This is a genomic window from Pseudomonas entomophila (assembly GCF_023277925.1).
In the GTDB taxonomy this organism is placed as follows: Bacteria; Pseudomonadota; Gammaproteobacteria; order Pseudomonadales; family Pseudomonadaceae; genus Aquipseudomonas; species Aquipseudomonas entomophila_D.
On sequence record NZ_CP063832.1, the window covers coordinates 4,835,678 to 4,853,493 of the forward strand.

The 17,816-nt window shown below is 62.8% G+C and carries 19 protein-coding genes; 11 read left to right on the top strand and 8 right to left on the bottom strand.

From position 1 onward, the window contains the following. The 6 genes from IM733_RS21440 (at position 1) to trpE (ending at position 6,445) form a co-directional block, all read left to right on the top strand. Entirely contained in the window at positions 1 to 1,035 is a 1,035-nt protein-coding gene (locus IM733_RS21440) for an ABC transporter substrate-binding protein (protein ID WP_248918396.1), read from the top strand. Positions 1,036 to 1,130: 95 nt separating this feature from the next. After that, positions 1,131 to 2,378: an ABC transporter permease gene (locus IM733_RS21445; protein ID WP_248918397.1), complete on the top strand. Its 1,248-nt coding sequence runs from the start codon at positions 1,131 to 1,133 to the stop codon at positions 2,376 to 2,378. An 11-nt stretch (positions 2,379 to 2,389) separates the two neighbouring features. Then, positions 2,390 to 3,217, top strand: a complete 828-nt coding sequence (locus tag IM733_RS21450) for an ABC transporter permease (protein WP_248918398.1) — start codon at positions 2,390 to 2,392, stop codon at positions 3,215 to 3,217. Positions 3,218 to 3,406: 189 nt separating this feature from the next. Beyond that, complete coding sequence (rpe, locus tag IM733_RS21455) at positions 3,407 to 4,081, top strand: ribulose-phosphate 3-epimerase (protein ID WP_248918399.1); 675 nt, start codon at positions 3,407 to 3,409, stop codon at positions 4,079 to 4,081. Then, positions 4,078 to 4,896 (top strand): phosphoglycolate phosphatase, encoded by an 819-nt coding sequence (locus IM733_RS21460; protein ID WP_248918400.1) that lies wholly within the window; start codon positions 4,078 to 4,080, stop codon positions 4,894 to 4,896. The genes rpe and IM733_RS21460 overlap by 4 nt, the downstream gene beginning before the upstream one ends. 70 nt (positions 4,897 to 4,966) lie before the next feature. Then, complete coding sequence (gene trpE, locus IM733_RS21465; RefSeq protein ID WP_248918401.1) at positions 4,967 to 6,445, top strand: anthranilate synthase component I; 1,479 nt, start codon at positions 4,967 to 4,969, stop codon at positions 6,443 to 6,445. A 73-nt stretch (positions 6,446 to 6,518) separates the two neighbouring features. Here trpE and estP read toward each other — a convergent pair whose 3' ends face one another. After that, complete coding sequence (gene estP, locus IM733_RS21470; RefSeq protein WP_248918402.1) at positions 6,519 to 8,420, bottom strand: esterase EstP; 1,902 nt, start codon at positions 8,418 to 8,420, stop codon at positions 6,519 to 6,521. A 377-nt stretch (positions 8,421 to 8,797) separates the two neighbouring features. On the opposite strand from estP, the gene IM733_RS21475 reads away from it, so the two are divergent. The 4 genes from IM733_RS21475 to IM733_RS21490 all read left to right on the top strand — a co-directional run bounded on the left by IM733_RS21475 (position 8,798) and on the right by IM733_RS21490 (position 12,134). Then, positions 8,798 to 9,391 (top strand): aminodeoxychorismate/anthranilate synthase component II, encoded by a 594-nt coding sequence (locus IM733_RS21475; protein ID WP_248918403.1) that lies wholly within the window; start codon positions 8,798 to 8,800, stop codon positions 9,389 to 9,391. A 9-nt stretch (positions 9,392 to 9,400) separates the two neighbouring features. Next, complete coding sequence (gene trpD / locus IM733_RS21480) at positions 9,401 to 10,450, top strand: anthranilate phosphoribosyltransferase (protein WP_248918404.1); 1,050 nt, start codon at positions 9,401 to 9,403, stop codon at positions 10,448 to 10,450. After that, positions 10,447 to 11,283 carry an indole-3-glycerol phosphate synthase TrpC gene (gene trpC, locus IM733_RS21485; protein ID WP_248918405.1) on the top strand — a complete coding sequence of 279 codons (837 nt, stop codon included), beginning with the start codon at positions 10,447 to 10,449 and terminating at the stop codon, positions 11,281 to 11,283. Before trpD ends, trpC begins: the two co-directional genes overlap by 4 nt. 146 nt (positions 11,284 to 11,429) lie before the next feature. Further along, positions 11,430 to 12,134 (top strand): lipoate--protein ligase family protein, encoded by a 705-nt coding sequence (locus IM733_RS21490; RefSeq protein WP_248918406.1) that lies wholly within the window; start codon positions 11,430 to 11,432, stop codon positions 12,132 to 12,134. Here the strand turns inward: IM733_RS21490 and crp are convergent. Next, on the bottom strand, positions 12,131 to 12,775 hold the full coding sequence (crp, locus tag IM733_RS21495) for a cAMP-activated global transcriptional regulator CRP (RefSeq protein ID WP_011531862.1): 645 nt from the start codon (positions 12,773 to 12,775) through the stop codon (positions 12,131 to 12,133). The two genes, IM733_RS21490 and crp, sit on opposite strands and share 4 nt — an antisense overlap. Positions 12,776 to 12,963: 188 nt before the next feature. On the opposite strand from crp, the gene IM733_RS21500 reads away from it, so the two are divergent. Then, positions 12,964 to 13,386 carry an OsmC family protein gene (locus IM733_RS21500; RefSeq protein WP_213659316.1) on the top strand — a complete coding sequence of 141 codons (423 nt, stop codon included), beginning with the start codon at positions 12,964 to 12,966 and terminating at the stop codon, positions 13,384 to 13,386. 20 nt (positions 13,387 to 13,406) lie between these two features. Here IM733_RS21500 and IM733_RS21505 read toward each other — a convergent pair whose 3' ends face one another. From IM733_RS21505 to IM733_RS21530, 6 genes are all read right to left on the bottom strand, one after another. Further along, positions 13,407 to 13,826 carry a hypothetical protein gene (locus IM733_RS21505; protein WP_248918407.1) on the bottom strand — a complete coding sequence of 140 codons (420 nt, stop codon included), beginning with the start codon at positions 13,824 to 13,826 and terminating at the stop codon, positions 13,407 to 13,409. 8 nt (positions 13,827 to 13,834) lie between these two features. Continuing rightward, positions 13,835 to 14,872 (bottom strand): DUF2157 domain-containing protein, encoded by a 1,038-nt coding sequence (locus IM733_RS21510; RefSeq protein WP_248918408.1) that lies wholly within the window; start codon positions 14,870 to 14,872, stop codon positions 13,835 to 13,837. A 10-nt stretch (positions 14,873 to 14,882) separates the two neighbouring features. Next, complete coding sequence (gene coq7 / locus IM733_RS21515) at positions 14,883 to 15,530, bottom strand: 2-polyprenyl-3-methyl-6-methoxy-1,4-benzoquinone monooxygenase (protein WP_248918409.1); 648 nt, start codon at positions 15,528 to 15,530, stop codon at positions 14,883 to 14,885. A gap of 65 nt (positions 15,531 to 15,595) precedes the next feature. After that, positions 15,596 to 15,934, bottom strand: coding sequence for a histidine triad nucleotide-binding protein (locus IM733_RS21520; protein WP_011531867.1), 339 nt, complete (start codon positions 15,932 to 15,934; stop codon positions 15,596 to 15,598). A gap of 64 nt (positions 15,935 to 15,998) precedes the next feature. Continuing rightward, positions 15,999 to 16,781, bottom strand: a complete 783-nt coding sequence (locus tag IM733_RS21525; RefSeq protein ID WP_248918410.1) for an SDR family NAD(P)-dependent oxidoreductase — start codon at positions 16,779 to 16,781, stop codon at positions 15,999 to 16,001. Positions 16,782 to 16,832: 51 nt separating this feature from the next. Then, entirely contained in the window at positions 16,833 to 17,789 is a 957-nt protein-coding gene (locus IM733_RS21530) for an NAD(P)H-dependent flavin oxidoreductase (protein WP_248918411.1), read from the bottom strand. Between the last annotated feature and the right edge of the window lie 27 nt (positions 17,790 to 17,816).

A 17,816-nucleotide genomic window follows, 5' to 3' on the forward strand; every position in this document is an offset into this window, starting at 1 on the left:
ATGCGCAAGCAGTTGAAACTGACCGCCCTGGCCCTTGGGCTGTTCGCCGCCGGCCAGGCCATGGCGGCCGACCTCACCGTGATTTCCTTCGGGGGGGCCAACAAGGCCGCCCAGGTCAAAGCGTTCTACGAGCCGTGGGAAAAGGCCGGCAAGGGCAAGATCGTCGCGGGTGAGTACAACGGTGAGATGGCCAAAGTGAAAGCGATGGTCGACACCAAGAGCGTGTCGTGGAATCTGGTCGAGGTGGAGTCGCCGGAGCTGGCGCGGGGCTGCGACGAAGGCATGTTCGAGGAGCTCGATCCGGCTTTGTTCGGTAGTGAAAGCGACTACGTCAAAGGTGCCATCCAGCCTTGCGGCGTGGGCTTCTTCGTCTGGTCCACGGTCATGGCCTACAACGCCGACAAGCTCAAGACCGCGCCCACCAGCTGGGCCGATTTCTGGGACACGAAGCAGTTCCCAGGCAAGCGCGGCCTGCGCAAGGGTGCCAAGTACACCCTCGAATTCGCCCTGATGGCCGACGGCGTCGCGCCGAAGGATGTCTACAAGGTGCTGGCCACCAAGGAAGGCCAGGATCGCGCCTTCAAGAAACTGGATGAGCTCAAGCCCAGCATCCAGTGGTGGGAAGCCGGCGCCCAGCCGCCGCAGTACCTGGCTTCGGGGGATGTGGTCATGAGCTCGGCCTACAACGGCCGCATCGCCGCGGTGCAGAAAGAGAGCAACCTCAAAGTGGTATGGAACGGCGGCATCTACGACTTCGACGCCTGGGCCATCCCGAAAGGCGCCAAGGATGTGGAAGAGGCGAAGAAGTTCATTGCCTACACCGTGCAGCCTGAGCAACAGAAGACCTACTCCGAGAACATCGCCTACGGCCCGGCCAATTCCAAGGCCGTCCCGCTGCTGGCCGATGCGGTGAAGAAGGACATGCCGACCACGCCTGAGAACATCGCCAACCAGGTGAAGATCGATGTGGCGTTCTGGGCCGACAACAGCGAACAGCTGGAGCAACGCTTCAACGCCTGGGCGGCGAAGAAGTAACCAGCCCGTTCACCGGCAAGCCGGCTTCCACTTGGATTCCCTGTAGGAGCCGGCTTGCCGGCGAACAATCCCACCCCTGTATTCCGGAGTTCGCCATGGCCATTGCAGTGCCCCTCAACGAAGGCGCAGGTCCAAGCCTCAAGCAGCGCCTCAAGCATGCCGAGCGGGTCAACCGCTGGAAGGCCCAGGCGTTGATCGCGCCGCTGGCGCTGTTCCTCCTGCTGGTGTTCCTGGTGCCGATCGCGGCGCTGTTGTACAAAAGCGTCGGCAACCCCGAGGTGGTCGGCGGCCTGCCGCGTACCGTCGAAGCGGTAGCGCAATGGGATGGCAAGAGCCTGCCCGGCGAGGAGGTCTACAAGGCCCTGAGCCAGGACCTGGCCGAGTCGCGCAAGCACCAGACCCTGGGCGATCTCTCCAAGCGGCTCAACATGGAGCTGGCCGGTTACCGCAGCCTGCTGGCCAAGACTGCGAGGGCGCTGCCGTTCAAGGAGGAGCCCGCCTCCTATAAAGAAGCCTTGCAGACGCTCGACGAGCGCTGGGGCGACCCTGCCTACTGGCAAGCGATCCGTCGCAACACCAGCAGCGTCACGCCGTTCTACCTGCTGGCCGCACTGGACCACCGTATCGACGACCTGGGCGAGCTGGCCAAGGCTACCCCCGACCAGGCCATCTACCTCGACATCTTCGCTCGCACCCTGTGGATGGGGGTGGTGATCACTGTGATCTGCCTGGTGCTGGCCTATCCTCTGGCCTACCTGCTGGCCAACCTGCCGACCCGGCAAAGCAACCTGCTGATGATCCTGGTGCTGCTGCCGTTCTGGACGTCGATCCTGGTACGGGTGGCGGCGTGGATCGTGCTGTTGCAGTCGGGTGGCCTGATCAACAGCGCGCTGATGGCAATGGGCATCATCGACCAGCCGCTGGAGCTGGTGTTCAACCGTACCGGCGTGTACATCTCGATGGTGCACATCCTGCTGCCATTCATGATCCTGCCGCTGTACAGCGTGATGAAGGGTATTTCACCCAGCTACATGCGCGCGGCGATCTCCCTCGGTTGCCACCCCTTCGCCAGCTTCTGGCGGGTGTACTTCCCGCAGACCTACGCCGGCGTCGGCGCCGGTTGCCTGCTGGTGTTCATCCTGGCCATCGGCTACTACATCACCCCGGCGCTGCTGGGCAGCCCGAATGACCAGATGGTCAGCTACTTCGTCGCCTTCTACACCAACACCAGCATCAACTGGGGCATGGCCACCGCGCTGGGCGGGCTGTTGCTGCTGGCGACCGTACTGTTGTACCTGATCTATAGCTGGCTGGTCGGCGCCAGCCGCCTGCGCCTGAGCTAAGGAGCCTTGTCATGCTGAGCCCCTACATGTCGCCCGTGGAACGGGTGTGGTTCTACAGCCTGCGTATCCTGTGTGGGTTGATCCTGCTGTTCCTGGTGTTGCCGGTGCTGGTCATCGTGCCGTTATCGTTCAACAGCGGGAGTTTCCTGGTCTATCCGCTGCAAGGCTTCTCGCTGCACTGGTACCAGGATTTCTTCGCGTCCGCCGAATGGATGCGGGCCTTGAAGAACAGCATCATCGTCGCCCCGGCGGCCACGGTACTGGCCATGGTGTTTGGCACCTTGGCCTCGATCGGCCTGACCCGGGGCGACTTCCCCGGCAAGTCGTTGGTGATGGCGCTGGTGATCTCCCCGATGGTGGTGCCGGTGGTGATCATTGGTGTGGCCAGCTATCTGTTCTTCGCACCGTTGGGCATGGGCAACAGCTTCGTTTCACTGATTCTGGTGCATGCGGTGCTGGGCGTGCCGTTCGTGATCATCACCGTGTCGGCCACGCTGCAGGGGTTCAACTACAACTTGGTGCGCGCGGCGGCCAGCCTCGGGGCTTCGCCATTGCTGACCTTCCGTCGGGTGACATTGCCGCTGATTGCGCCGGGCGTGATCTCCGGGGCGCTGTTCGCCTTCGCCACCTCATTCGATGAAGTGGTGGTGACCCTGTTCCTCGCCGGGCCGGAGCAGGCGACCCTGCCACGGCAGATGTTCAGCGGCATCCGCGAGAACCTGAGCCCCACCATCGCGGCGGCGGCCACGTTGCTGATCGTGTTCTCGGTGATCCTGTTGCTGACCCTGGAGTGGTTGCGAGGGCGTAGCGAGAAGTTGAGAACCCAGCAACCTGCCTGAGGCAGTGCGGTTGTAGGAGCCGGCCTTGCCGGCGAACCAGGCGATGCTATGGTTGGCACCGGCTGTGCCGGTGTTCGCCGGCAAGGCCGGCTCCTACAGGGTTGCGGCACATCCTTGATACCAATCAGCCTCGATCTGCTTCCCTGGGTTACAATGCGCGCCACTGTGATTTCCGCCAACAGGTGCGCCATGCAGCCCTACGCTATTGCCCCCTCCATTCTTTCCGCCGATTTCGCCCGCCTGGGCGAGGACGTCGACAAGGTTCTGGCCGCCGGGGCCGACATCGTCCACTTCGATGTCATGGACAACCACTACGTCCCCAACCTGACCATCGGCCCGATGGTCTGCAGCGCGCTGCGCAAGTACGGCGTGACCGTGCCGATCGACGTGCACCTGATGGTCAGCCCGGTCGACCGTATCATCGGTGACTTCATCGAGGCCGGCGCCACCTATATCACTTTCCACCCGGAAGCCTCGCAGCACATCGACCGCTCGCTGCAGTTGATTCGCGACGGAGGCTGCAAGGCTGGCCTGGTATTCAACCCGGCGACCGGCCTGGACGCCCTGAAGTATGTGATGGACAAGGTCGACATGGTCCTGCTGATGAGCGTCAACCCAGGCTTCGGCGGGCAGAAATTCATCCCCGGCACCCTGGATAAGCTGCGTGAAGCACGCGCCCTGATCGACGCCAGCGGCCGGGATATCCGCCTGGAGATCGACGGCGGCGTCAACGTCAACAACATCCGCGAGATCACCGCCGCTGGCGCTGACACCTTCGTGGCCGGCTCGGCGATCTTCAACGCCCCGGACTACAAGGAAGTCATCGACAAGATGCGTGCCGAAATGGCGCTGGCCCGCGCATGAGCGGCTTCGAGCAGCTGTTCCCGGGGACGCTGCCCAGGCTGGTGATGTTCGATCTGGATGGCACCCTGATCGACTCGGTACCTGACCTGGCCGCAGCCGTCGACCGCATGCTGCTCGACCTCGGGCGCCCGCCTGCCGGGCTCGACGCCGTGCGCCATTGGGTGGGCAACGGTGCCCAGGTCCTGGTGCGCCGGGCGCTGGCTGATGGCATCGAGCACGACAAGGTGGACGACGAATTGGCCGAACGTGCCCTGGCCCTGTTCATGGAGGCCTACGCCGAGAGCCATGAGCTGACCGTCGTCTACCCCGGGGTGCGTGACACGTTGCGCTGGCTGAACAAGCAAGGCGTGGAAATGGCGCTGATCACCAACAAGCCGGAGCGCTTCGTCGCGCCTCTGCTTGACCAGATGAAGATCGGCCGCTATTTCCGCTGGATCATCGGCGGCGACACCCTGCCACAGAAGAAACCCGACCCTGCAGCCCTGCTATTTGTCATGAAAATGGCCGGTGTTGCCCCGGAGCAGTCGCTGTTCATCGGCGACTCGCGCAGCGACGTGCTGGCGGCCAAGGCCGCCGGGGTCAAGTGCGTCGGCCTTAGCTATGGCTACAACCACGGCCGCCCCATCGACGAAGAATCCCCCAGCCTGGTGATCGACGACCTGCGCCGCCTGCTGCCCGGTTGCTTAGTCACCGACACTGGGATAACGTTGGCGGACCTTCAAGCCCCGCAAAGCAGAGACAACAACGTGGTGGTCACTGGCAAATTCTGGATGAAAGTCATCAAGGCCCTGGCCCGCTGGCGCTGGCGCGCCTGACTCCCGCTCGCCGGCACCTGCCGGCCCGTCCGCTTGCCCGACCCCATTGCTGCTTGCCACGAGGCTACACATGACCCGCGAAGAATTCCTGCGCCTGGCCGCTGCCGGCTACAACCGTATCCCCCTTGCCTGCGAAACCCTGGCCGACTTTGACACCCCGCTGTCGATCTACCTGAAGCTTGCCGACCAACCCAACTCCTACCTGCTCGAGTCCGTGCAGGGGGGGGAGAAGTGGGGCCGCTACTCGATGATCGGCCTGCCGTCGCGCACCGTGATGCGCGTGCATGGCTACCACGTCAGCATCCTGCAGGATGGCGTCGAAGTGGAAAGTCACGATGTCGAGGATCCACTGGCTTTCGTCGAGGCGTTCAAGGACCGTTACAAGGTTGCCGACATCCCCGGTTTGCCACGCTTCAACGGTGGCCTGGTGGGTTACTTCGGCTATGACTGCGTGCGCTACGTCGAGAAACGCCTGGGCGCCAGCCCCAACCCGGATCCGCTCGGGGTGCCGGATATCCTGCTGATGGTGTCCGATGCCGTGGTGGTGTTCGACAACCTGGCGGGCAAGATGCACGCGATCGTCTTGGTCGATCCAGCCGAGGAGCAGGCGTTCGAGAACGGCAAGGCCCGCCTGGAGGGGTTGCTGGAGAAGCTGCGTCAGCCGATCGCCCCGCGCCGTGGCCTCGACCTCAGCGGGCCCATGGCCGCCGAGCCCGAGTTCCGCTCCAGCTACACCCGCGCCGACTACGAAAGCGCGGTGGATCGTATCAAGGAGTACATCCTTGCCGGTGACTGCATGCAGGTGGTGCCGTCGCAGCGCATGTCCATCGACTTCAAGGCCGCGCCCATCGACTTGTACCGTGCGCTGCGCTGTTTCAACCCCACGCCATACATGTACTTCTTCAACTTCGGTGACTTCCATGTCGTGGGCAGTTCCCCCGAAGTGCTGGTGCGTGTCGAGGACAACCTGGTCACTGTGCGCCCGATCGCCGGTACCCGCCCACGTGGTGCCACCGAAGAGGCCGACCGCGCCTTGGAAGACGATCTGCTGTCGGACGACAAGGAGATCGCCGAGCACCTGATGCTGATCGACTTGGGCCGCAACGATGTTGGCCGAGTGTCTGCCACTGGCAGCGTGCGCCTGACCGAGAAGATGGTGATCGAGCGTTATTCCAACGTCATGCACATTGTCTCCAACGTCACTGGCCAGTTGCGTGAAGGGTTGACGGCGATGGATGCGCTGCGGGCAATCTTGCCAGCGGGTACCTTATCCGGTGCGCCGAAGATCCGTGCCATGGAGATCATCGACGAGCTGGAGCCGGTCAAGCGTGGCGTCTACGGTGGTGCGGTGGGCTACTTCGCCTGGAATGGCAACATGGATACCGCCATCGCAATCCGTACTGCGGTGATCAAGGATGGCGAGCTGCATGTGCAGGCTGGTGGCGGCATTGTCGCGGACTCAGTGCCGGCGCTGGAGTGGGAAGAGACCATCAACAAACGCCGGGCGATGTTCCGTGCCGTGGCGTTGGCTGAGCAAACGCCCAGGTAATTCTGCAGCCCTTCGCCGGCAAGCCGGCTCCTACACGAACCCTGTAGGAGCCGGCTTGCCGGCGAACCGCGATTCAGAAATCTACGCTCACCGCCAGGCTCACCCCCTGCTGCCTCAGCTCGTCACTCTTGCGCCAGTTGTAGTTCCCCCGCAGGTTTACCCCCGGTACCAGTTCATGAGTCACCCCCAGGCTGGCGCGGGTCAGGTTGCTGTGTGGTGTATAGCCGGTCAGGGTGAAGTCGTTGGCCGGCAGTGTGGTCAGGTGCATGGTCAGGTCCTGTTGGTCATCCTCGAACTCATGCTCCCGGGCGACCTCGGCGAACAGTTTCGTGCCCTGCAGCACCTGCACGCTCCCCAGCATCCCAACGCCCAGGCGCCGCGACGTGCGTTCCTGATCATCGAAGCCCAGTGCTGTCGAGCGCCCACTTTTCTCCTCATAGCCATCCACCTTGACCCGTGCATAGTCGGCGCTGACGAAGGGGGCCAGTTGCCATTCGCTGCCGTCTGCTGCCAGGTTGTAGCCCAGGCGGCCGGTGACCGCCCAAGTCTCGCCATCGGTGTCGCCTTTTTCGCTACGGTCGTTCACGCCCAGGGCGAAGGTGCGCTTGAGGTCCCTGTAATCAAGATGCCCGGCGGTAAGCGCCGCGTCGGCCCACCAGCGGCCCTGGCGGAACTGGGCGAAGGCACTGGCAAGGTAGCTGTCGAGCTTGTAGTAAGAATCTTGTTGGCCCACCTCGAGCTTCTGCCGGTACACACCGGCGGCCAGGCCCAGCCGCCAGGCATCGTCGGGACGGTAGCTGCCACCCAGGGTCAGGTTATAGCCCCGGCCATCACCGCTGGCGGCGCTGCGTTGACTGCCGAAGTCCAGGTCCTGCGCGCCGGTGGCGACGAAGGCCTGCCACTGGCCGACTGCTTGCCAAGGTGTTTGCCATTGGTTGCGCAACTCGTCCTGGTGGGCGCGGACACTGGCGTGGGCTATTTCGGGAAGAAGGGTCAGTTCCCACGGCGCGGCGAGAATCGAATAGCCGTAGTCGGCGATCAGTTGCTGGCCGGCGATGGTTGGGTGCACGGAGTCGTTGAACAGCAGTTTGGTCGGGTCGGGCGTCGTGCCGTTGGCACCATAGACCGGGTTGCCCACGCAGTTGCCGCCGCTATAGCAGGTGCCGACCAGGTTCTGGCCGCTGGCCAGGCCGAACTGCGCAGGGCTGGCCAGGGCTTCCTGGAGCAGCACCGGTATGTTCAGGGGAATGATCTCGGCATCGATGCCGGCAAGTTGGCTGACCAGCGACTGGTTGAATACGCCGGACAGCTGCGACAGCGGGCCCTGTTGTGGCGTGCCACTGAAGCTCGGAGTCTGACCCAGGTCGGGCAGCAGCCACACCATGATGTAGCGAGCACCTGCCTGTTGCAGCGCCTGGGCACTGGCGGCCAGGCGGGCGCCGGACGCGGCGGCGCTGGCCGGGCTGGTGACCAGGCCCTGGAGGAAGTCGTTGCCGCCACCTGTCAGGTAGTACAGGGCGTTCGGGTCGGCGCCCAGGCCGTTGGCCAAGTAACCGGGGCGTTGGCGCAGTACCGTGCCGGCTCCGGGCTGCCCTGGCGGTATGACCGCTTTCGAGGTGGTGGTGATCGAGTCGAGGATCTGTTGCGTGGTGTAGCCGCCCACCGCCCAGTTGTTGCCGTCAGGTATGCCGCGCAGCTGGTTGGTCGGTGACGTCGAGGGGCCGAGCGAGCCGTCGCTGAAACCAAGCCGACCGCCGAGGATCATTGGCGACACCGGTGCATAGTTGCCGTTGGCGTCGCGGTTGGTAAAACGCATGCCCGCGGTACCACCGGTCAGGTCGGGAAACTGCCCGGCGTCACTCAGGCTGTCGCCGAAGACGACCAGCGAGCTGTAGGGAGAGGGCGCGGCCATGGCCTGGCTGCAGGCGAACACGAGGGCACCGAGTGAAGTGCGCAGGAAGGGAGCCTTGTGCATGCATGGATATCCTTTTCTTTGTTTTTATTGGAACAAGCCGCTTGACCTTAGCAAATTCCCGGTCTTTGCCTACCGTTCCATTCGTTTCCCTGTGTTTACGGGCATATTGCGCCCATCGTCACGGTAGGCTACTGTGCCGGAACGTATGAACGAGACCTACCCTGTGTTGATCGTCAGCAAACTCTTGATACACGTGATCAAGGCCATCGCCCGTTGGCGTTGGCGCGCCTGACTTTTTCTCCTGCCGGCATAACCGGCCCGTCCCCGTCTGCCTTCCTTTCGTTTCACCCGTCGCCTTGTCGCGCACCTGTTCGCGCACCCGTGATCGGCCGTGGAAGGCTCGAATCAAAAGTCAGTATTCAAGAGGTTCGTTCCAGATGTTACTGATGATCGACAACTACGACTCCTTCACCTACAACGTCGTGCAATACCTCGGCGAGCTGGGTGCCGAGGTCAAGGTCATTCGCAACGACGAAATGACCATCGCCCAGATCGAAGCCCTCAATCCCGAGCGCATCGTGGTCTCCCCCGGCCCCTGCACACCCAGCGAAGCGGGCGTGTCCATCGAGGCCATCCTGCATTTCGCCGGCAAGCTGCCCATCCTGGGCGTCTGTCTCGGCCACCAGTCCATCGGCCAAGCCTTCGGCGGTGACGTGGTGCGCGCACGCCAGGTGATGCACGGCAAGACCAGCCCGGTGCTCCACCGCGACTTGGGCGTATTCGCCGATTTGAACAACCCGCTCACCGTCACCCGTTATCACTCGCTGGTGGTCAAGCGCGAAACGCTGCCGGATTGCCTGGAAGTCACCGCCTGGACCGCCCACGAAGACGGTTCGGTCGACGAGATCATGGGCCTGCGTCACAAAACGCTGAATGTTGAAGGGGTACAGTTCCACCCCGAGTCCATCCTCACCGAGCAGGGCCATGAACTGTTCGCCAACTTCCTCAAGCAGACCGGCGGCCGCCGTTAAGGATCGATCATGGATATCAAGAGTGCTTTGAGCCGTATCGTCGGCCATCTGGACCTGTCCACTGAGGAAATGCGCGATGTCATGCGCCAGATCATGACTGGCCAGTGCAGCGAGGCGCAGATCGGCGCGTTCCTCATGGGCATGCGCATGAAGAGTGAAAGCATCGACGAGATCGTCGGCGCGGTATCGGTCATGCGTGAGCTGGCCGACAAGGTCGAACTCCAGAACCTCGACGGCGTGGTCGACATCGTCGGCACCGGCGGCGATGGCGCCAACATATTTAACGTGTCCACGGCGTCGGCCTTCGTTATCGCGGCGGCCGGATGCACCGTGGCCAAGCACGGCAACCGCGCGGTTTCCGGTAAGAGCGGCAGCGCCGACCTGCTGGAGGCTGCCGGCATCTACCTGAACCTGACACCGGTCCAGGTGGCGCGTTGCATCGACAGCCTGGGCATCGGCTTCATGTTCGCCCAGACCCACCACAGCGCCATGAAGCACGCGGCCGGCCCGCGTCGTGATCTGGGCCTGCGTACTTTGTTCAACATGCTCGGCCCGCTTACGAATCCGGCCGGCGTGAAGCACCAGGTGGTCGGGGTCTTCACTCAAGCCCTGTGCCGTCCACTGGCCGAAGTGCTGCAGCGCCTGGGCAGCAAGCATGTGCTGGTGGTGCATTCGAAGGACGGCCTGGATGAGTTCAGCCTGGCCGCTCCAACCTTCGTCGCCGAACTGAAAAATGACCAGATCACCGAGTACTGGGTCGAGCCGGAAGACCTTCGCATGAAGAGCCAGAGCCTGCACGGCTTGGCCGTCGAAGGCCCGCAAGCGTCGCTGGAGCTGATCCGTGACGCGCTGGGCCGGCGCAAGACCGAGAACGGGCAGAAGGCCGCCGAGATGATCGTACTCAACGCAGGTGCTGCCCTGTATGCCGCCGATCATGCAATGAGTCTGGCGCAAGGTGTGGAATTGGCCCATGACGTGCTGCACACCGGCCTGGCTTGGGAAAAACTGCAGGAGCTGGGTGCGTTTACCGCGGTATTCAAGGTGGAGAACGAAGCATGAGTGTCCCGACGGTGCTGGAAAGGATCATCGCACGCAAGTTCCAGGAAGTGGCCGAGCGTAGCGCGCGCGTCAGCCTCGCCGAGCTCGAGGCCATGGCCAAGTTGGCCGATGCGCCGCGTGGCTTTGCCAAGGCCCTGATCGAGCAGGCCAAGTGCAAGAAACCGGCGGTGATTGCCGAGATCAAGAAGGCCTCGCCCAGCAAGGGCGTGATCCGCGAAGACTTCGTGCCAGCAGACATCGCCGTCAGCTACGAGAAGGGCGGTGCGACCTGCCTCTCCGTGCTGACCGACGTGGACTACTTCCAAGGTGCCGACGCCTATCTGCAACAGGCCCGCGCTGCGGTTTCGCTGCCGGTGATCCGCAAGGACTTCATGGTCGATCCGTACCAGATCGTCGAAGCCCGTGCCCTGGGTGCCGACTGCGTGCTACTGATTGTTTCGGCGCTCGACGATGTAAAAATGGCCGAGCTGGCCGCCACCGCCAAGGATGTTGGCCTCGATGTGCTGGTGGAAGTGCACGACGGTGATGAGCTGGAGCGTGCGTTGAAAACCCTCGACACACCATTGGTCGGGGTCAACAATCGCAACCTACACACCTTCGAAGTCAGCCTCGAGACCACTCTCGACCTGCTGCCGCGCATTCCGCGTGATCGCCTGACCATTACCGAGAGCGGCATCCTCAACCGTGCCGATGTCGAGCTGATGGAAATCAACGAGGTGTATTCGTTTCTGGTCGGTGAAGCCTTCATGCGCGCCGAGCAGCCGGGGCTGGAGTTGCAACGGCTGTTCTTCCCGGACCAGGTGAAGAAAACCGTGGTTCAGCCACTGGACTGATCGAATCGAAGCCGGCGTTTGCCGGCTTTTTGTTGGCCTGTCACCGACCTTTCGTGGGCAAGTCCCGTTCCTGTATGCAGCGCCGTACCTGGGGACGCAGGCTTGCCCGCGAAGAGGCCCGAGAAAACAACATCAAAGGTGGATCAATGACCGATCAACCCCTGGCCCTGACCGTCGAGCAAGGCCTGCACGCCGAGCAGGACCTGCTGGCCGCCGTGTGTTGCGGTGATCGCGAGTCCGGTGTGCTGTTCTGGCGCCCGACCGACCATGCCCTGGTGATGCCACGACGCATGAGCCGTCTGGAAAACTTCGAAGCCGCCTGCGCTGAGCTGGCGATCGCCGGCTGGCCGGTGTTGCTGCGTGAAACCGGTGGTGAGCCGGTGCCGCAGTCCCACTCAACGGTGAACATCGCGCTGGTCTACGTGGCGCCGCGCAGCGAAGGCGACCATGGGCGGATCGAGAACGCCTACGAACGCCTGTGCCTGCCGTTATGTGATGTGTTGCGCGAATGGGGTGGGGTGGCTTCGGTCGGCGAGATCGACGGCGCCTTCTGTGACGGGCGCTACAACGTCAACCTCAATGGCCGCAAGCTGGTCGGCACTGCCCAGCGATGGCGCCAGGGCCTGGGTGGCAAGCGCCCTGTGGTGCTGGTGCATGGCGCACTGTTGCTGGATAACGAGCGCGAATCGATGGTGGCGGCGGTGAACCGCTTCAACGAGTGCTGCGAGCTGGACCAGCGCTGCCGCGCCGATAGCCACATTGCCCTGCATGAAGTGGTGCCCGAGGCACCTTGGTTCGAACGCCTCAACCAGGCTTATGCCGATGTGATCGGGGCATTGCCGAAGGATTAACGGGTACCGTAGACCACCATGGTCTTGCCCTTGACCTGCACCAGGCTGCGCTCCTCGAGGTCCTTGAGCACGCGGCCAACCATTTCACGGGAGCAACCGACGATCCGGCCGATCTCCTGGCGGGTGATCTTGATCTGCATGCCATCGGGGTGGGTCATGGCGTCGGGTTGCTTGCACAGTTCGAGCAGGCAGCGGGCAACTCGACCGGTCACATCGAAGAAGGCCAGGTCACCCACCTTGCGCGTGGTGTTGCGTAGGCGCTGGGCCATCTGGCTGCCGAGCGCATAGAGGATTTCCGGGTCCTGGCGCGCCAGTTCGCGAAACTTGTCGTAGCTGATCTCGGCCACTTCGCATTCGGTCTTGGCGCGTACCCATGCACTGCGCTGGTGCTCCTGGCCAACCGGCTCGAACAGGCCCAGCTCGCCAAAGAAATCGCCGTTGTTGAGGTAGGCGATGATCATTTCGTGGCCTTCGTCGTCCTCGATCAGGATGGTCACCGAACCCTTGACGATGAACGACAGCGTTTCGGCCCGGTCTCCCGCGCAGATGATGTTGCTCTTGGCCGCATAACGGCGGCGCTGGCAGTGCCCGAGCAGCTTGTCGATGTTCTTGATCTTGGCGGGAAGGGCTGAGGAGACCATCACGAAATCCTGTTCGATGCGACGCATTGGCTTTTATATAGTTGGCCTGCGCGATGCGCCAGGCATTTGGCGCCAGCTTATCAGACACTTTCGCTTGTATCGGCATAAAAGCGACGTGTCTTGAGCTTTTCCGACAGCGCCACAAGGACTAAGCTGACACCCTTTTACGAAATCGGGAGTCCGGATAGATGAAGGCACGCATCCAGTGGGCCGGTGAAGCGATGTTCCTCGGCGAGTCGGGGAGCGGTCATGTCGTCGTGATGGACGGCCCACCCGAAGCCGGTGGCCGTAACTTGGGCGTACGCCCCATGGAGATGCTGCTGTTGGGTCTCGGTGGCTGCAGCAGCTTCGACGTGGTCAGCATCCTGAAGAAGTCGCGCCAGGCCGTGGAAAGCTGCGAAGCCTTCCTGGAGGCCGAACGTGCCAGTGAAGACCCCAAAGTGTTCACCAAGATCCATCTCAACTTCGTGGTCAAGGGCCGCGGGTTGAAGGAGGCGCAGGTCAAGCGTGCGGTGGAGCTGTCGGCCGAGAAGTACTGCTCGGCCTCGATCATGCTGGACCGCGCGGGCGTCGAGATTACCCACGGTTACGAAATCGTCGAACTCGCCTGACGTGCGGGAGCGCCTGGCGCTCAGGTGCTCTGCTTGCGCAGTCGCTCAACGCCAAGCAGTAGCGCGAGCCCCGGGATGAGGGCGAGCAGCAACCAATGCGTGTTCACGCCCAACAGCATGAGCAGTTCCAGGGCGCTCCAGGTACTGCCGTAGCTTTCGGCAAAGTTCAAGCACTGCAACTGCGCGACGATGATCGCAAGCAGCACAAAAATGCCGATAAGTGTTCGACGGCTGTGGATAAAGCAGCCGAGCAGAAGGAACATCAGCTGCACCGGGGCGGTGAAGAGCAGCAGTTCGAGCGCGCTGTTGCTTTTGGGCTCGACGAGATAAGGCAGCTCCAGGCTGAACCCGGTTTGCCTGAGGCTTGCTGTCATCAGGCAAACGAAGAGATAGGCAACCAGAATCAGTCCCAGGCCTTGCAACAGGCGGGCGACGAACATTCGAACGCTCAACGGCGCAACGCTGGGAGCAGTTGCAAAAGGCGGGCAGGCACTTTTGCTCGTAGGTGTGCGCTTAATGCTTCCCGCTGCTTCTGGTAGAGCACGCCCAGCCCGATAACTGCGAGGCCGATCAGGGTCAGTACTACAGGGAACAGCAGGGAGTCGGCGAATACTTCGTAGGAAAGGTACCCAAGGTAAGCCGCCACCCCCATGGCTCCGAACACCATGAACACCGGCCTGCGCAAAAGCACGGCCAGGCCCATCAGGCCCAGGTTGATCAGGCAGTACACGAACTTGCCCCATTCGCTACCGCTGTCCATCAGCGTCAGCCCGCCCCAGAATGCCGCTAGCCCAGCGAGGTATCCCCAGAAGGCGTAATCGCGCTCGGTGCGCCCATCCACCACGAGAAACACCAGCAGCATGCCAAGGCCGAACCATAGCGAAACGGTGCGGCGTTGCTCCCAGTCGAAGACATCGCCGTAAAACCATTCGGTGAGGTCCATCGACATGAACCACAACGCCACGGCAATCGGCATGACAATGAAAGGGAAGGGCACCAGGCGCAGCATCAGCAGGCCGGCGAGCACGGTTGCCGCCTCCATGACCAGCCAACCGCCCTGTACATAGGTGTAGTACTGGTGATAGTCGCCCTGGGCATCATCCATTGGCCACCAACCGAGCAATCGCTCGATGGCGAACACCGCCAACGGCACGATGCTGACCGCCACCGCCGCCAGCACCCCTGCGGCGATGGGTTGGCCTCGGCGTTGCAGTGACAGGGCGAACAGGGTGATCGCGGCAATGTAGAGCAGCGCGATGGCCAGCAGCGCAGAATCGCCGATGCGCATCCAGGCTTCCGTGAGCAACCAGCCCATGGCGCCCATGATCAGTAATGCGCCGAAGTAGAACGCCACGTGAGCCAGCTGGAAGCTGCCGGAGGTTTGTGGCTGCTGGCGCAGGAAGTCCAGTAATGCCCGGTCTTGGCCGGGTTGCAGTATCCCGGCGCTCACGGCGCGTGCCAGGTCCCTGGCGTCGAAGCGTTCCATCCGGGTTACCTCAGATGCGATAGGTGCTCTTGGTCATGACCTTGGCCAGCAGGCTCATGCCGAAGCGGACCGGTGCCGGGAAACGATAGCCGCCGGCTTCCAGTGCGGATTCGGCATGATGCTCCTCGTCGATGCGCATCTGCTCGAGGATCGCGCGGGACTTGCCGTCGTTCACGGGGATCTGCTCTAGGTGCTCGTCCAGGTGCTTGCACACCTGATGCTCGGTAGCCGCGACGAAACCCAGGCTGACCTTGTCGCTGACCAGGCCGGCGAGGGCACCGATGCCGAAGGACATGCCATAGAACAATGGATTGAGCACGCTGGGGTGGCTGTCGAGCTGGCGAATACGCTGCTCGCACCAGGCCAGGTGGTCGATTTCTTCTTCGGCCGCATGCTCCATGGCCTTGCGCACCTGGGGTAGCTTGGCAGTCAGGGCCTGGCCCTGATAGAGCGCCTGGGCGCAGACTTCACCGGTGTGGTTGATGCGCATCAGGCCGGCGATGTGGCGGGTCTGCTGCTCGTCGAGTTCAGCGTCCGGCTGGATGATCGCCGGGGACGGACGAGCAGGTTGACCGCTGAAGGGCAGCAAGGTGCGCATGGCGGTATCGGCCTGCAGCAACAAGCGGTCGAGCGGCGAATAGTGACGTTCGGTAGCCATCGGGCACCTCCGCAAGAGTGTGCCCGACAGTTTACCGCAATCGGTTGAACCGAGCTTGCCTTGGATCAGCCCGGTGGCCAGTGCATCTGGCGCTGACCGAGCACATGCATATGGATGTGGTAGACGGTCTGGCCGCCTTTCGGGTTGCAGTTCATGACCACCCGGAAACCTTCCTCGCAGCCCTGCTCGACGGCCAGGCGCTGGGCGGTGAACAGGATGTGGCCGGCCAGGGCCTTGTCCTCTTCGGTCAGGTCGTTGAGGGTGCGGATGTGTTTCTTCGGTATGACCAGGAAATGTACTGGCGCCGCGGGGGCGATATCCTTGAAGGCCAGAATCTGGTCATCTTCGTAGATGATATCCGCCGGGATTTCCCGGTTGATGATTTTGAGGAATAGATCGTCCACAGTACTTGCTCCATGGTGAGTGTCCGGGCCGAGTGTACTGAGCCCGATGCCGCTCGCCCAGGGGTTATTCCATGCCGACCGGGCAGTAGCGTCGATGGATCACCCCTGCCAGTTTACGCGTCAGCCAGCGTGGTAGCAGGCGCGGGGCGAAGGCCAGCCAGCGGTTGCGTCGGCCTGGCATTATCAGTGCGCGGTTCTTGTCCAGGGCACGGACGGTGTACAGGGCAATTTCCTCGGGGCTGGGGCAGCGAGTGCGACCATCAAGCCTAGGTATCCTGCGCCGGGGTGAGCGTATCGGCCCCGGGCACAGCACTGAAACCTTGATTCCGGTACGCCGGAGCTCTTCACGCAACGCTTCGGAAAAGCTCATTACATAGGCTTTGCTGGCGGCATAGGCAGCCATCCAGGGGCCGGGAGCGACACCGGCGAGTCCCGCGACATTGAGAATCTGTCCACCACCCTGGATAGCCATCAAGTTGCCGATGGCGTGGCACAGCCGACTCAGGGCGAGGATGTTGACCTCGAGCAGGTCCTGCTCGTCGGCCCATTCATGGGCAAGAAACGGCCCATAGGTACGCTGTCCGGCGCAGTTGACCAGCAAGTCGATACGCCGCTCGCCTTCCTCCAGTTCGAGCACGAAGCCCGACAGGCGCAAGGGCTGGCTGAGATCGCAGGCACGGAACAGCACCTCGACCCCGAATCGTTGGGTGAGCTCGATGGCTACCGGTTCCAGCGTCTCGCGCTGGCGTGCCACCAGGATCAGGTTGCGCCCGCGCCGCGCCAGTGCCTCCGCCAGGGCAAGGCCCAGGCCGCTGGAGGCTCCAGTGATCATGGCGTAACGGGTCATGCAAGGCTCCTGGGGCGTGAGGGGCGCCTAGTGTACAGCCTGGCTGATTTGCTACAAGGCGTTGCCGCGTAGCTGCTGGCTACGATCAAGGGCGGCCTGGTATTCGTCGCGCAGACGCTCGATCAGCTCGGCGACACCAGGCAGGTCGTGGATATCGCCAACGCCCTGGCCGGCGGACCAGACGGTCTTCCACGCCTTTGCCTCGTCATCCAGTGGCTTGAGCTTGCCTGTTTCATGGTTGCTCTTCAGGGTGCCGAGATCGTACCCGGCCTGCTCCAGGCTCTCGCGCAGGAAACTGGCCGGGATGCCGGAGACTGCCGGGGTATGCACGATGTCAGCCGCGCCTGCGTCCAGAATCATCTGTTTGTAAGTTTCCTGGGCCTGGCTCTCTCGGGTGGCGATAAAGCGTGTGCCCATGTAACCCAGGTCGGCTCCCAGCAGTTGGGCGGCAAGCAATTGATTGCCGTGGTTGAGGCAGCCGGCCAGCAGGACGGTCTTATCGAAGAACTGTCGGATTTCCGCAACCAGAGCGAAGGGGCTCCAGGTCCCGGCATGGCCGCCCGCGCCTGCGGCGACGGCAATCAACCCATCGACGCCTGCTTCGGCGGCTTTTTCGGCATGACGGCGGGTGGTGACGTCGTGAAACACCAGGCCACCATAGCTGTGCACTGCATCCACTACTTCTTTCACCGCCCCCAGGCTGGTGATGACGATCGGCACGCGATGCTCGACGCACAGTATTAGGTCGGCCTGCAGGCGCGGGTTGCTCTGGTGCACGATCAAGTTCACCGCATAGGGCGCTGTTGCCTGCAATTGCGCCAGCCCAGCCTCGATCTGTTCCAGCCAGTCCTTGAAACCCGCACTGTCACGCTGGTTGAGCGCGGGAAAGCTGCCCACTACGCCATTCGCGCAGCATGCCAGCACCAACTGCGGGTTGGAAATCAGGAACATCGGTGCGGCCACCAGCGGCAAGCGCAGGCGTTGTTCGAGCGAAGCGGGCAGGGACATGGCGAAACTCCTGTAGGCGGTGGTTTA